The organism is Gottfriedia acidiceleris (assembly GCF_004138285.1).
In the GTDB taxonomy this organism is placed as follows: domain Bacteria; phylum Bacillota; class Bacilli; order Bacillales; family Bacillaceae_G; genus Gottfriedia; species Gottfriedia acidiceleris_A.
The window spans coordinates 80160-95710 of record NZ_SCFN01000012.1 but is presented as its reverse complement, the minus strand read 5'-3'; the positions used below and the strand labels follow the sequence as shown (position 1 = coordinate 95710).

General features: G+C 33.5%; 12 protein-coding genes. All 12 read right to left on the bottom strand.

Features of this window, described 5'->3' with window-relative positions:
• Positions 1-101: 101 nt before the first annotated feature.
• Entirely contained in the window at positions 102-1661 is a 1560-nt protein-coding gene (gene hutH / locus EP747_RS16725; RefSeq protein ID WP_129691243.1) for a histidine ammonia-lyase, read from the bottom strand.
• 31 nt (positions 1662-1692) lie between these two features.
• A complete protein-coding gene (locus EP747_RS16720) occupies positions 1693-3057 on the bottom strand; it encodes an MFS transporter (RefSeq protein ID WP_235832914.1) in 1365 nt (454 codons plus the stop codon).
• Between the two features lie 557 nt (positions 3058-3614).
• Complete coding sequence (gene solA / locus EP747_RS16715; protein WP_129691242.1) at positions 3615-4763, bottom strand: N-methyl-L-tryptophan oxidase; 1149 nt, start codon at positions 4761-4763, stop codon at positions 3615-3617.
• Positions 4764-4912: 149 nt separating this feature from the next.
• A complete protein-coding gene (gene murC, locus EP747_RS16710) occupies positions 4913-6205 on the bottom strand; it encodes a UDP-N-acetylmuramate--L-alanine ligase (protein ID WP_097979199.1) in 1293 nt (430 codons plus the stop codon).
• Positions 6206-6507: 302 nt separating this feature from the next.
• A complete protein-coding gene (locus EP747_RS16705; RefSeq protein ID WP_129691241.1) occupies positions 6508-7623 on the bottom strand; it encodes a nicotinate phosphoribosyltransferase in 1116 nt (371 codons plus the stop codon).
• A 98-nt stretch (positions 7624-7721) separates the two neighbouring features.
• On the bottom strand, positions 7722-10934 hold the full coding sequence (locus EP747_RS16700; protein WP_129691240.1) for a DNA translocase FtsK: 3213 nt from the start codon (positions 10932-10934) through the stop codon (positions 7722-7724).
• 216 nt (positions 10935-11150) lie between these two features.
• A complete protein-coding gene (gene ytpR / locus EP747_RS16695) occupies positions 11151-11756 on the bottom strand; it encodes a YtpR family tRNA-binding protein (RefSeq protein ID WP_129691239.1) in 606 nt (201 codons plus the stop codon).
• Between the two features lie 14 nt (positions 11757-11770).
• The gene (locus EP747_RS16690) at positions 11771-12568 is read right to left on the bottom strand and encodes a DUF1444 family protein (protein ID WP_268895667.1); all 798 of its coding nucleotides are present in this window, start codon (positions 12566-12568) and stop codon (positions 11771-11773) included.
• 17 nt (positions 12569-12585) lie between these two features.
• The gene (locus tag EP747_RS16685; RefSeq protein WP_129691238.1) at positions 12586-12903 is read right to left on the bottom strand and encodes a thioredoxin family protein; all 318 of its coding nucleotides are present in this window, start codon (positions 12901-12903) and stop codon (positions 12586-12588) included.
• A gap of 71 nt (positions 12904-12974) precedes the next feature.
• Positions 12975-13490: a DUF84 family protein gene (locus tag EP747_RS16680; protein ID WP_129691237.1), complete on the bottom strand. Its 516-nt coding sequence runs from the start codon at positions 13488-13490 to the stop codon at positions 12975-12977.
• A 219-nt stretch (positions 13491-13709) separates the two neighbouring features.
• Entirely contained in the window at positions 13710-14582 is an 873-nt protein-coding gene (locus tag EP747_RS16675) for an HAD family hydrolase (protein WP_129691236.1), read from the bottom strand.
• Between the two features lie 162 nt (positions 14583-14744).
• A complete protein-coding gene (locus EP747_RS16670; RefSeq protein WP_129691235.1) occupies positions 14745-15530 on the bottom strand; it encodes a DeoR/GlpR family DNA-binding transcription regulator in 786 nt (261 codons plus the stop codon).
• Positions 15531-15551 lie beyond the last annotated feature (21 nt).

Here is a 15551-nt window from a genome sequence, read left to right as displayed (position 1 = left end):
GATTTTTCTTAGTTGAACATCTAGTAGTAGTATCGAAAATGATTGATCCATAAAAAAAGAAGCTGTCGTACTCTTAGAGTATAACTGCTCCCTTAAAAATTTCATAATTCCATAGCGCCTATTTTCTCTTCAACAAGTTTAACAATGTCTCCATCATGAATTTGATTACGTATTGTTTCAATATCATGATAAAAATAGCGATCCTCTTCAACTGCTGGAACTTGATTTCTAATTAACTGATGTACACTTGCTGTTACCGGTGATGGTTTTAGTGAATCATGGAATTCTAGTGCTTGAGTGGCAACCATTAGTTCGATTGCTACTATATGTTCAAGTTTTTTTGAAATCTGATAAGCTTTCCTAGCAGCAAAATAAGCAAAGCTAACAACATCCTCTTGATTTGCACATGTAGATGTATTATCAATCGTTGCTGGATGCGACAGAACCCTTATTTCATTGAGTAATCCTGCCGCAGTATATTGTGGAATCATATATCCGCTATTTAAACCAGGATCGACAACTAAGAAACTAGGAAGCTCACTTACATGATAATTTACTAATCGATCAATACGACGTTCTGTTATTTTTGCTAAGTTTGCCATACCTATACAAATAGTGTCTGCATCAATCCCCACATAGGAAGCATCAAAATTTCCACCCATTAATGCAAGCCCGTCTTCTTCCTCTGGCCATATAATCGGATTATCACTTGAAGACTTCATTTCATTTTGAATATTTTCCAATGCATTTTTAAATACCTTTTTAACTGCTCCATGAACTTGCGGTATACATCTAAGACTTAGTGCATCTTGTAATCGATAGTCTTTATACTGTTCGGCAATCTCACTTCCATCTAGTATTTTTGAAACGATTCTAGCTGTCTTTGCTTGTTCCACATGTTTTTTTACCGAGTGCAGACGAGGATCTAAGGCTTTTATCGTTCCCTTTAGTGCTTCTAATGACATAGCACCAGTGACATCCGCTGTTTTAACGGCTTGAATTGCATTATATATCGAAAGTATAGCGAATGCTGTTACAGATGTAGTACCGCTTAATAGTGCTAGTCCTTCTTTACACTCGAAGGTCACTGACTTTAGTCCAGCCCGCTCCAATGCTTCGTGGCCGCTTAATAACTCATCCTTATACCAAGCTTTTCCCTCGCCCATTAACACTAGCGCCATATGAGCCTCAGGTGATAAATATGCTACAGATCCCTCACCAGGTACAAACGGCAATATATCATGATTAAGTATGGCAGCTATTAGATCTAACACTTCTATTCTAACGCCTGAATAACCTTTACCTATATTATTTAAAACCATTAATTGAATGGCTCTTACCACTTCTTTCTCAAGTGGTTCACCCACAGAAACAGCATGAGAACGAACAATATTTCGTTGAAGTGTATGAGCATCTTCCTTTGAAATCACTTCGGTTACATTGCTTCCAAATCCTGTAGTTACCCCATAAACCGCTCTTTCTTCTTCAAGAAACTTTTCAATTAAATTACGAGACATATTTATTCTAAGATAATAGTTTTCTGTAAATGATACTTTTGCACCATATCTTGCAACAGCAATTACTTCATTAATTGATAACTCATGGTCTCCAAGAATAACCTCTTTAATATTTTTTGGATGAATAAAATCGTTCTTGGTCATCAAAACACCTCTTACTTTGAACTATCTTAAGTTAGTGACTTGAAACGGATTGTTGATTTGGCTCAGGCTGATCCTCTTCAAGTAACGGATTGCTAGCTTCATTTAATGAAAGTGATTTTGTTTCTGGAGCCCAAGCGATCGAAACAATTGTACCGATGAATAGAATAATAGACATTCCAATCATAGAAGGTGCCATCCCCATTGAGCTAACGCTTATCGGTAAAAGGAATGTTCCAATAGCTGAGCCAATTCGACTAACTGCTGTTGTCAAACCAACTCCAGTTCCACGAACCTCGGTTGGAAATAGTTCAGCAGGATACACTAATGTTAAATTAGAAGCCGCCGACATTACAAATGTAAAGATTGCAAACACAATAATTGCAATTGTATGTAGACCTTGTGGTAAAACTGTTAATGCGAATAATGAAATCGTTAAAATAATAAATGTATTAATAGTAAAACCTCTACGAGTTAACTTTTCAGTACACCATACACCCGCTAACGCTCCTACCAGAAGGAACAGGTTTAGAACTATGTCTACACCAAATGTTTCTTCAAATCCCAATTTACTTAAAATAGTTGGTAGGAATGTATAGATTGCGAAATATGGAACAACCTGACACATATAAAAAAGTGATCCGAATGTTGTACGTTTCCAAAGCTGCTTATTGAATAAATCTCTAACCTTGTATGCATGTTTAGAATTATCCACTGATTCATCCATTACAGCATTTTCACCAATATACTTTCTTACAATAGCACGTGCTTCTTCAACACGGCCCATCTTTAATAACCAGCGTGGAGACTCAGGTGTTCCAAAACGTAAAAGCAAAACAACTAGACCAGGAATTGCTGCACTCACTAACATCCAACGCCATGCGTCTGGCCCTGTTTTTTCTAAATAATAACCAACTAGATTTGAAGCAACATATCCAACTGTCCATAAAACGTTTAATGAAGATAATAACATACCTCTATACTTTCTAGGTGCAAACTCAGCTAGTAAAGTAGACCCTACAGCATAATCTCCTCCAAGTGCAATACCGATTAAAATCCTTAATGCAAAAAGCGTATATGGGTCGTGAACAAAAAACTGCAGGGCAGATGCGATTGTAATAATAACAAAGTTTGCTAAATAGATTTTTTGCCTACCAATGCGATCTGATAATCCGCCAAGAAACAAACTACCGAAAAAAAGTCCGATTAATGCGGAACTACCGATTAATCCTTCCCATACAGAATTTAATTTCATCTGTGGACCTAGGAGTGAAAGTGCCATGCCTATAATTCCTAAAGCATAACCATCCGAAAAATTTGATCCAAAAGTAAGTGTCGTAATCCGAATATGGAATTTATTAAGCGGTGCATCATCCATCATAAATTTTTTTTCCTTCAAAAGAATACCCCCTTTTTGATTTTTCAGATAAAATAAATTGTAAAAAATAGTAAGTATTAAAATAACTACTTACTAAACCGTTCCTAAAGCGCTTCCAAAATTTTCAGTATTTTTAATAAATTATAATTATTACTCTTTAAATTATCTCTAGATAAAGTTTCGGATTACTAGCACAATATTGCTGAAATATTAAGTGCAGGGGATGAAGGATTTATGAGAATGATGAAGGTAAGTGGAAAAGAATTTAAAAGAATAAGAGATAGCTTATTGGCTATCTCTCAGAAATCTATCATAATCAATCTAACATACTCAACATCGGGAAAGACGAACACAATGTGAACTTCGTATAAACGATGAACTTTAGTGATATAATTTTCGAACCATTTTTTCAACATTAATTTAGAAGTATTTTTATATTTAATCGATTTTCTATAGATTAGACTGTATCTCAATCTGTTTTACTGTTATTCCTTCTATTTTTTGATCCATTCACACCTTTTCTACATGATTCGTAGGCTTATTTGCAGTTTGAACATTTTTATTTGTACTCCAAAAATTTACAATCTCTTGCTTAAAAAACGATTTAATGAAAACATACTCAAATCAAAAGCAGATTTCTGATTTGTTACTAGGTCTGCAATAATCTCACCTACAACACTTGCAAACTTAAAGCCATGTCCAGAGAAACCAGTGGCAATGATTAAATTTTTGTATTCTGGATGCTGATCAATAATGAAATGCTCGTCCGGAGTCATTGTATATAAGCATGTTTTACCTTTTACTAATCTACCATTTGCAAGTGGCATATACTCGCTTAAGAAATTTCTCAGGTCCGTTTCATCTTCTATGAACTCTCCAAATTCTCGATTAAATTGATTCGGATCGACAATTTGTCCTCCATCATGTCGACCAATTTTCAGTCCGCTATTATGCAGACTTGGAAAGCCGTAATAATGTCGATCAATTAGATCGATTGTAAATGCCGGTAGCGAACTCGAATCATATAGCTGATGATCACATTCAAACCAAGCAACTGTTTTACGTATAGGTTTTACAGGTATATAAATACCAGTCTTTTCAAGAATTTTACCAGACCAAGCTCCTGCACATACTACAAGTTTATCTGCTGTGTAAACAGCATTCTCTGTACGAACTAGTGTCTTATTAGTACCTACTTCAACATCTATAACAGGCGAGTTTGTTTTAAGACTATTTCCTTTCTGGATATATAGTTCTCTATACGCTCGAATACATTCTTCACTAAAAAGAATTCCGGAAGACGTTTCTAAACAACCAATAAATCCTTCAGGTAAACGTAAGCCCGGCCATCTTGCATTAATCTCTTCACTATTTATTATTTCTAGCGGCAACGAAAATTCTTTTGCACTATTTATTACTTCATTAGTAAAAGTCGAGCCAGGTGCACCAGCACATAAAACGCCTGTTCTCGAGAATAATTGTTTTCCAGACAATTGTTCTAGTTCTTCCCATAATTGTTGTGCTCGCAATGCTAGCGGCACGTATTCTCTACTTTCTCCATATGCATGACGAATGATTCTAGTATCGCCATGGTGGCTACCTAAGCTATGAGGTGGATCAAAAGAATCTATTAATAATGTATTTTGATTTCCTTTTGATAAGTAGTATCCTGCTGCCATTCCCATAGAGCCCGCTCCAACAATAATTACATCATAATGATTATTCAATCATTTCACTCCTTACCTACTTCATTCGTATGACATATTCTTTTTGTTTTTACAATTTACCTTCTTAACTAAGCAATTTTTGTAAAACAAGCTTTTTCTATAAAACAAAAAACCCGTCTATGATTATTCATAAACGGGTTTTATAGTTTTTATAGTTTTTCGTATGCTGCTTGGTATTTTTGGATATCTCCAGCACCCATAAAAATTAATACGCTATTTTTATGATTTTGTAAATTGCTGATATTGTCATCAGTCAATAGTTCAGCACCTGCAATTTTACAAGAAAGGTCTTCAATTGTTAAAGTACCTTTATCTTCTCTTGCAGAACCAAAAATATCACATAAGTAAACTTTATCTGCTTTTTCTAATGTACCAGCAAATTCATCTAAAAATTTACTTGTGCGTGTAAATGTATGTGGTTGGAACACTGCTACGATTTCACGATCAGGATATTTTTGACGTGCTGCTTGAATCGTCGCTTGGATCTCAGTTGGATGATGAGCATAATCATCAATTAACATTTGATCTCCGAAGCGTTTTTCACTGAAACGACGCTTTACGCCACCGTATGTTAATAATCTTGCTTTAATAATATTAACATCGATTTCTTCATAATGGCAAAGCGCAATTACTGCTAAAGCATTTAAAATACTATGATCACCATATCCTGTAATATCAAAAGTAGCGTAATACGTATTACGGACGAATACATCAAATGTTGTACCATTTGTATGTTTTTCGATATTACGAGCTTGGAAATCATTGTCCTCGTTAAATCCATAATACATTACAGGTACTTTTGCATAAATTCGTTGAAGATGTTCGTCATCTCCACATGCAATAATACCTTTCTTTACTTGATCAGCCATTTGTTGGAAAGCATCGAATACATCATCTACACTCTTATAATAATCCGGATGATCAAAATCAATATTAGTCATGATGCAATAGTCTGGAAAGTATGAAAGAAAATGACGACGGTATTCACAAGCTTCAAATACGAAATACTCGCTGTCCTTTTCACCTTTACCAGTACCATCTCCAATTAAAAAAGAAGTTGGACGCGCACCAGAAACTACATGGGCTAATAAACCTGTCGTAGAGGTTTTACCATGTGCTCCAGTAATTGCAACGCTAGTAAATTTATTCATATATTCCCCTAGGAATTTATGATAGCGTGCCATCGGAATTCCTTTTTCAATAGCAGCTGCAATTTCTTCATGAGTATCAGGAAATGCATTACCTGCTATAACGAATTGGCCTTCTTTAATATTTGCTTTATCAAATGGTAAAATCGTAATATTTTTTTTTCGTAATTCATTTTCAGTGAAAAAGTGCTTTTCATAATCTGATCCCTGCACGGTCAAACCAGAATCATGTAATATTTGTGCCAAAGCACTCATTCCAGTACCTTTAATTCCTACAAAATGGTAAACTGTCATATTAAAAGAACCTCCAAAATCGATCACTAATACAACGGCCTATCTCTTAGACAGTATATGTGTGAATAAAAGAAATGGCATCAATATTTTATAAATTTGATGCATTGTTACTTTGCCGAGTCTAGTTATTTTTTAAATGATAACTAACTTAAATTTTTACGCAATTAGTATTATATCACTTTAACTCCCATAGGACTATTTATTTTAAGTCACACTATTAGGAAATAGATGGAAAGATAAATACTTTAAGTTATTTGCTTATATTAAAATACTATCAATCTTAAATTGATTTTTTTGTCCCTTTATAGTCTAGGGCTCATTTCTACTCTTTCTAATCGAGGATTTTCACGAAGCTTTCTTCCAGCTTTCGCTTGTTGCACACCATTTAACTCGACATTATCTCCTGTAAAGCCTACATTAACTTTTAATAAACTTCCGCCTACACCATATAAATCTACTGGTACACCTTGTTTCTCAAAAGCTAAGATTCTTTCTACAGTAAATCCACCGCTTACTACAATTTGTACATGCTGATACCCTTCTTGATCTAGTGCATTTCGTAAAGCAAAAATTAATGGAGGATTTACACCCCTAGGGTCAAAACTTCCTAATAATTCTGGATTACCAATAAAATACTGATCAATCATTGTTTTCGATGTATCTACACGTACAGCCTTTAATTTACTACCATATTCTCGTGCAACCTTTAAAGCGTCATTTATGACATCATTATTATAATCTACTAAGACAATTAAATCATCTTGTGGATAAACTTCTGTGTATGCACGCGCAGCTTCCACAACATCACCATTATACATTTGGATCAGTGCATGAGGCATTGTACCCATACCTTCATTGCCCCACCATTCATTCATTGCATGAGTTGCTTGTGCAGTTGCTCCACCGATAAATGCAGCATAACCGTCACCTGCTTGTGTCGTGAAATGATCATCACGATCTCCCATGAAAATAACAGGCTTTTTAATGCCTGCAGATTTTGCAGAATGTTTTACATTGTATACATTAGTAGCAACAGAAGTACGTCTAGCCAAAATACCATCAATAATTCCCTCTAAATAGCCAAAATCAGCATATTTACCTTTAATTGTTAATACAGTTTCAAATGGTTCAATCATATCTCCATCCTTTAATGAATGAACAATAAGATTTTCTGGATGATCTGCAAAAGTTTGTAAAATCGCAATTGCTTCATCCGTGCCACATAATACTGCACTTTCTCTTTGGAAAAATTGCATTGTTACTTCTGTATCTGGCTTCTTTTTTCGAATGATTTCTCTAGTTTTTAAAAAATATACAGCTGAAAACCAGCCCTCTCCGATTCTCTCATCAAATTTAAATGTTTGGTTCGTTAATCGGCTTATTTTACCTTGTAATTTTAAATCTAATTCTTTTTCCATGAATCTTCACCTGCTGAAAAGTATCGTTCTTTTTTTTCTAGTATGGGTTAAAAAAACTTTAACATTCGTTACTTAATTTTTATCGAATTTCTAATTTATCACTCAGAACGAAACTCCTCTAATGATGTAATCAGTACATCACGAGGTTTACTTCCATTTTGATTCGATACGATCCCGTGATCAAACATTAGGTCAATTAATCTAGCTGCACGGTTGTATCCAATTCGAAAACGTCTTTGTAACATTGAAACAGAAGCACCTTTTTGATCAATGACAAACTCCACTGCTTCTTCAAAAAGTTCATCATCAACATCATGTGCATCCGCTTTTGCTACAAGTTCCTCTTGGTTAAATAAGTAATTCGGTTTTTGTTGGTCTTTAACAATCTCTACAACATGTTCGATTTCATCATCCGAAACATAAACTCCTTGTAATCGAATTGCTTGAGATTTTCCATTATCTAAGAATAACATATCTCCTCGTCCAAGTAACTTTTCAGCTCCGCCAATATCAATAATAGTTCTAGAATCTACTTGTGAAGAAACTGTAAACGCAATACGTGTCGGTATATTTGATTTAATAATACCTGTAATAACATCAACTGAAGGTCTTTGAGTTGCAACTAATAAATGGATTCCGCATGCTCTCGCTTTTTGGGCAATACGACAAATATAAGTTTCTACATCTCCAGGAGATACCATCATTAAATCCGCTAATTCATCGATAATAATGACTAAGTAAGGTAACTCATCATTATAAGCACCTTTTTTCTTCGCTAAATCATTGAATCGCTTAATATCTCTTGCACCAGCATGAGCAAATAAATCATAACGTCGATCCATCTCATCACATGCCCACTTTAAAGCTGCAGTCGCGGCTCTAGCATCAGTAATAACTGGCGAAATAAGATGTGGAATATGATTGTACGGTGCAAGCTCAACCATCTTAGGATCGATTAAAATTAATTTCACTTCATGAGGTTTCGCTTTATATAAAATGCTAACTAAAATTGAATTAATACATACACTCTTTCCAGATCCTGTTGCCCCGGCAATTAGCCCGTGTGGCATTTTTGAAATATCTGCAAAGACAGGCTCACCACCTATATCAAGTCCTAGCGCAACAGTTAAAGGTGACTCGCTTTGCAAAAATTTATCCTGATTAACTAATTCTCTTAAGTACACAGGCTTACTTTCTTTATTTGGTACCTCTATGCCAATGGCACTTCTACCAGGAATCGGTGCTTCAATTCGAATATCTCTAGCTGCTAAGCTCAATTTAATATCGTCTTGTAAGTTCGTTATTTTATTTACTTTCACGCCAGGATCAGGCTGTACTTCGAAACGAGTTACTGTTGGACCTTGAGTTGCGGCAATTACTTTAGCTCCTACATTAAAATTGAGTAATGTTTCTTGAAGTAGCTGTTTTTGATCTTCAACCCAATCTCCATCATTAAATTGTTCAATTGGGGGTTCAACTAATAAATCTAATTCTGGTAATTCATAAAGTACTGGTGGCAATTTATCTATACTATTAGTCTCATCAGCCTGACCAATCTCTTTAGTTAAATTCGTTTCTGTTTTACTTTCTTCATTTTCAAGAACTGGCTTATCTTGAATTCCTTCAGGAGTAATTTCATGAATTACTGCTTCAGCAATTATTTCACTTGGTTGAACTTTCTCTGAAGTTAAAATTTCACTTTGTACAGATAAACTAGCATTCTCGAACATCTGTTCATTTTGTTTTGTCTCAACTTCTTCATTTACCTTTTCTACTGTTGCAACAGATTCATTTTGTAATTCACGAAGTTGTTTCATTATATTTGCTTTTCTTGACGCCTCTACGTCACTTCTAAGCATCATTACATTAAAAGGAAAATGGCGTTTTTTCTGACGTTTCTCGATTGGTTTAGGTTCAGATTCCTCTTTATTAGTTTCAATTTCAGTTTTTATCTGTTCATTAGAATTCGTATCAGAATGTTGATTAATTTCAACGGATCCTTCTACTTTAGTTTCTTCATTTGCACTTTCATGCTGTACCACTTCTTCTTTAATCTCTATTAGATCCACATCTGACTCTTCTGTTAATTCCGACGCTACATCATACGCTTCATTATTTTGTACGAGCTCAATACCTTTGTCTTCTTTTTCATCAAATTGGACCAAAGTCTCAACATTGTGATCATTCGACTCATTTTGTTCAATGATGTCTTCCATATTTAGATTAATAAGAGTATGGTCATCGTTTACTCCGTCTTCTTTAATGGAGACAAAATCCGACTCATGAATATTTACTTCAAGCTGTGCTTCTTTAACCTCAACATCAGCCTCTGCTTTGATTTTAAAGGTGTCGAGTTGTACTTCTTCATCTTTCACTTCTACTGCTGCTTCAATTTGAAGGGCCTCATTCTGTGCACCTTCACTCGTCTTGTCATCAACAGGTTCTAAATCTTCATACTTCTCTTCAGCTTCAATTACATGAGTTTCAACTTCTTCAACTTTTAACGCATGTTCTATTTCATTTTGATGTACTTCAGTTTGTAAATCTTCTTTTTCAACTTGATTAGCTACAGTTTGAATGTCTTCTTTTTCGACTAGATTTAATACTTCAATTATTTCTTGATTTTGAATGCCGAAACTTCCTTTTTCGAAAGTGTCGATTTCAATTTTTTCAAATGAATTTTCAAGTTCATTATTTATTTGAGAAGCTTCAACTCTCATTTCTTCTTTAGTTGAAGAAAGGTCAGAATCAGTAGCATTTTCTTCTTTTATCGTAGGCTTTTGATAACCATAAATTGGTGAAATATATTCACTTGGTCGAAATGGTGTTTTTCTTTTTGGACGAAATACAATATCGACCTTTTCTTCTTTTTCTACTTTAGCTGGTTCTTCACTTTTCGAGACCTGATTTTTTTCAAGTCGACTAGATAAATTACTTTTATCGTATTGATTACTTTGAAAAGTATTTCTTACAAAATTATTACTCTGATTATATGTAGGTTTATATTCTTTATTTAAATTGTTTGGTGATAAATTGTTTGGTGACTTTTGCCAAATATCATCATTTTTTTCTTGTTTAAAAACTGGTTCAATTTTTGTTTCCTTTATCGGCTTTTGTGACGGTAATTCTTCATCTAATTCAATTGGAAATCTAAATTTCGGACGCTCATTTAAAGCGTTTCTCTTTTTTTCGATAGAGTGTGATTGATATACTTTCTCCTCAACAGGATTTTCTTCAAACCCTTCTTCAAACTCATCTTCAATCTCATTAAGGCTATTCGCCTTAAAAAGGCTTTTTAACCATTTTTTCATTTTTCTCACTCTCTCTATTTCTTTTCATACCTTTTATTTTACCATGTGACATAATGACAAAAAACACATTATTATTACAAATTGCGCTAGTTCAATCATATTTCCATATCAAATATATAATTTAATCAAATTATTATTAAAATAATAATTCTTTTATTGAAAAACATAAAAAAATACTAGACCAATTAATGGCCTAGCATTTATACGATCAATTATTTAGTTAAAAAAAGCTTTTCCAACTTCAGCATCAGCTTCTAGAACTAATATCCCTTTTTCTTGTGGAGCGTCAGGTAGATCAAGTTCACGTGCAGAGCAAATCATACCGAATGAATCCACTCCACGTAAATTAGCATCCTTAATGACTAATCCAGATGGCATAACTGCACCAACTTTTGCAACAACAACCTTTTGTCCTTGTTCAACATTTGGAGCACCACAAACAATTTGTAATGTATCTGTTCCAACATCTACTTTGCAAATATTTAATTTATCAGCATTTGGATGTTTTTCTTTTTCGATCACATATCCAATAACGAATTTAGGTGAAAGATCCAATACTAATGTATCTTCAAATCCTTCTTTTGCTAGTAGTTCATTAACCGTATTAACAATGTGTTCAGTAATCGTAACGATACCATTTTCTTGAACATCTACATAAGTAGACGCCTCAAATACATTAATAGCAACCGTTTCATTCGTAACTACACTATATACGCGTGCAATATTCCCTTTTCGTTCAACTTGACGATCTTCTGATGGAATTTGTTTTAATGTAATTAATAGAGTATCGCCGATTCCCTCTTTGTTATAAAAAATATTCACTGATTTCTTCCTCTCTATTGCTTCTTTTGTTTCCCTAAAATAAATACTGGCATTAGCTTCTCATTTTCGTAAGCAAATGACAATGATGTAATTGGTATTTTCCCACTTGCAAAGAAACTCATATTCATTTGCGCCATTATATCATAACCTATGTTATTTCGAATGTCAGCAAGGATTAGTACATCTCCATGAGGAATTCCTACTAATAATTCACCTTTTACTTTTGATTGAATTTCTTTTATAAAAGTACTGTTCAGTACTCTGCTCGCATCGTATCCATCATTTGTACGTACAAAATAAAAAGTATTATCGGCAACAATATCTTCTTTTACTTGAACAGGCATTTTTCTTAAATTAAATAAAGCAATAGAATGGAGCTGCTCTTTTGTATAACCTGACTTTACTAATAAATTTTCATCGATTAGTTGATACGTTTTTTCTGAATCAATAGCATAGTAAATTCTAGTTTCTGCAGTATGCTCATCAGTTACAAATAAATTTCCTTCTTCCTTTTCTGTCGGAAACGATGTAGCTCGAATAACTGGTCGAATTTGTTCTTCAAGAAATACAGTTTCAGAGTGCATTGCAGAAAGTGCTTCTTTTATATAATAAATTAATTCATTAAATGCCTCTTCGCCTTCTGCTTCATACTTTGCTACTGCACTATTTAAAGAGACACTCATCCCTTTATTACTTTCAATCCCTTCAATTCGAAGGTCTTCTTTTTCACGATCATAGATAAAACGCCAATCTTCATTTCCAAGGCGGTTTTCTATCATTTTTTTTAAGTCTAGTGTTGTTTTTTTAGCCAATTGTTTTACCTACCTTATTAGCCTCTTAATCCTTCAAGAAACTGTTCTACTTGTTCTTTTGTTTTACGATCCTTATTTACATAACGACCGATTTCTTCACCATTATTAAACGCTACAAAGCTTGGTATGCCAAAAATATCTAGATTTTGGCATAATTCAATAAATTGGTCACGATCTACATAATAAAACGTAAAATCTTTATTTTCATCAATTATTTCTTGAAAGAACATATCTAAAAATCTGCAATCTGGACACCAATCTGCTGAAAATTGGAAAACCACTTTTTCTCCTTGTTTCGCTTGTTCGAATTGTTCAACTGATGTAATCTTTTCCATTCTTTTTCCCTCGCTTAATTCATTTTCTTTTATTTTATCTTATTTTTATCGATATGCAAAAAGGACGACTCTCAATTGTTTTCTTCTTTTCGTTTCTTGAATTCATATTGTCCAAATAGTAATTCACAAATATGTTCAAAGATTTCTGTCCTAGTAATTCGGCCATTTGTAAATACACCTACTGCCCCTTCTTTACTACGTATATCTTTTTCATTCGTATATCGTTCCATTAATAGAGCTAGCTCAGTTCCATTTCGTAGCTCATTAATAAATTCGCTAGGTAATAAAATTTTTGCTCCGCTGGCTAATATTACTTCATCTTCATATACAAGTGCTCCCCAGTTACAAAGAAATAATCGATCATCTTCAATGATTACTCCCCCTTCCAAACCTATGCCAATATCAGAATTCCCATCCCGTTTCGCATTGTGTGCTCGATTAATCGCACCTTCCATCGTTTCACGGTCAGTCATCGGTTGGTTTGAAACATTGGATGGAACATCTAGTCCCTCAACTTTAAACTGTTTAAAGACTTTTTGTACCGCTTCTACTTTTGTCGGATTTAAAGAACCTATTATTATTTTCATTGCTGTAACTCCCATTCACTGGTCTAATGTTTTATTAAGTTATTTAAATATATTTTTAATATACAATAAAAAAGATACTTTCAAAATGAAAGCACCTTTCCAATTATCTCGCCTATTAATTATATCTATGGCATGTTTCTGTTTACTCGATTACCATTGCTTCGATTAGAGCAAAAAGTTCACTATCAATTTAACATAGAAACACTATTTCCAAACTTTTTATTTCTGAACTACAAAAGTATCAATATATCGATAAATAGCATGAGCAACACCATTTTCATAATTATTTAGAGTTGTCTCTGTACAAATTGCTTTGATATCTTCTTTTGCATTCCCCATTGCAACACTATATCCTACTTTTTCAAACATCGAAATATCATTATTACTGTCTCCAATAGCCATGGACTGGTCTAATGAACCCCTCAATAAAAAAACTAATTTTTCTAATGCTAATCCTTTTGATGCAGAGCGACTCGTAATCTCAATATTATGCTCCGCAGATGAAACAACCATTAACTCATTACATTTATTAAATTGATTTCTAGCTTCTTCTAATTTTTTCTTATCAAACGTACATGCTAATATATTATTAACTTCTTCATTTCGTTGAATTATTTCTTGATAATGATCAACTAAAACATACCCAAACTGATCGAATTGTCTTTCAGCAACATTAACTAATTCCTTCATTTCTTTATCTAACTCAACTTTTTTAAGGCTATTAATCTCATTTTGGAAAAGTTCTCTTCTTTCTTTAAGAGCGTAAATGCCTTTATCTGTAAAAACTTCAAAATAATAGTTTCCCTCATCAAGCCACTTTATGATTTGTTCAGCATTAGTTTTTGAAATTGTAATTGAGGAGATACATTCTCCGTTTTTAGAATGGATAGTTGCTCCATTTGTTCCGATCACATATGATGATAGCCTAGATTCTCCACAAATTTTTTGAACATCAAAATACGCTCGACCGGTTGAAATAACTATTTCAATTCCATTTTCACCAGCAAATTTAATTGCTTTAATATTTTCCTCACTAATTTCATTCTCGTTATTTAATAATGTTCCATCTAAATCTATTGCAATGAAACTCATTGATTATATCCCCTTTAATCCATTATGCTTTTCATATAGTTTAATAGTGTTCAAAAATCGGGCATCACTCGAATTGCATGCTTAGGAAGGACAAAAACGGTTCATTAGTTACGTTCTTGTCCATTTAACATAAAAAAATAATTTTTATATTGTCCGTTTTTTTTAATTTGCTTGAATCCATTTGATTTCTTCCAATTTTGCATGCTCATTCCATTCTTCAGGAAATGAATGATCACACACGATTACATCTACTTTTTCAAGAGAACAAACTTTACAAAATGTATCTACACCAATTTTCGAGTAATCTGTTAATAAAATGACTTGCTTTGATACTTCCACCATTTTTCGAGAAACTAAGGTTTCATGTAAATGATAATTGCTTACTCCGTTTTGAGTTGAAACTCCACCCGCTGAAATAAATGCCTTATCAATATTAAATTGACTCAATAGTTGTTCTGTAATACTTCCACTAATTGACTGTTGCTTTGGATCAACTATTCCACCTAGTAATAGTATTTGTCCGGTAAATTTATTTTGATTTAATGATTCTGTTAACAGAGAAGACACTGGTAATGAATTAGTCAATATCGTAATGTCTTTTTTATTTTCAATACACTGAGCAAATTCAAGCATTGTTGTGCCTACATCAATTGCAATTACATCTCCATTGGAAATTAGATCTATGGCTTTTTTACCAATTTTAACTTTTGCTTCCTGATTCACAGTCGTACGCTGCATAAAAGGAGGTTCCTCATTTTGATAAACTGCTTTTATTGCTCCACCGTACACCTTTTTTAAAAGACCTTTTTCCTCTAATATCATTAAATCTCGACGAATCGTTTCCTCTGATACATTAAATTGTTCAACTAATTCAACAACTTTAACTTTTCCATTTTTATGAAGTTCTTTTAAAATCTCGTTTTTTCTTTCCTCAGGTAAAACAGACATTTTAATCCTCCAGAAACTTTA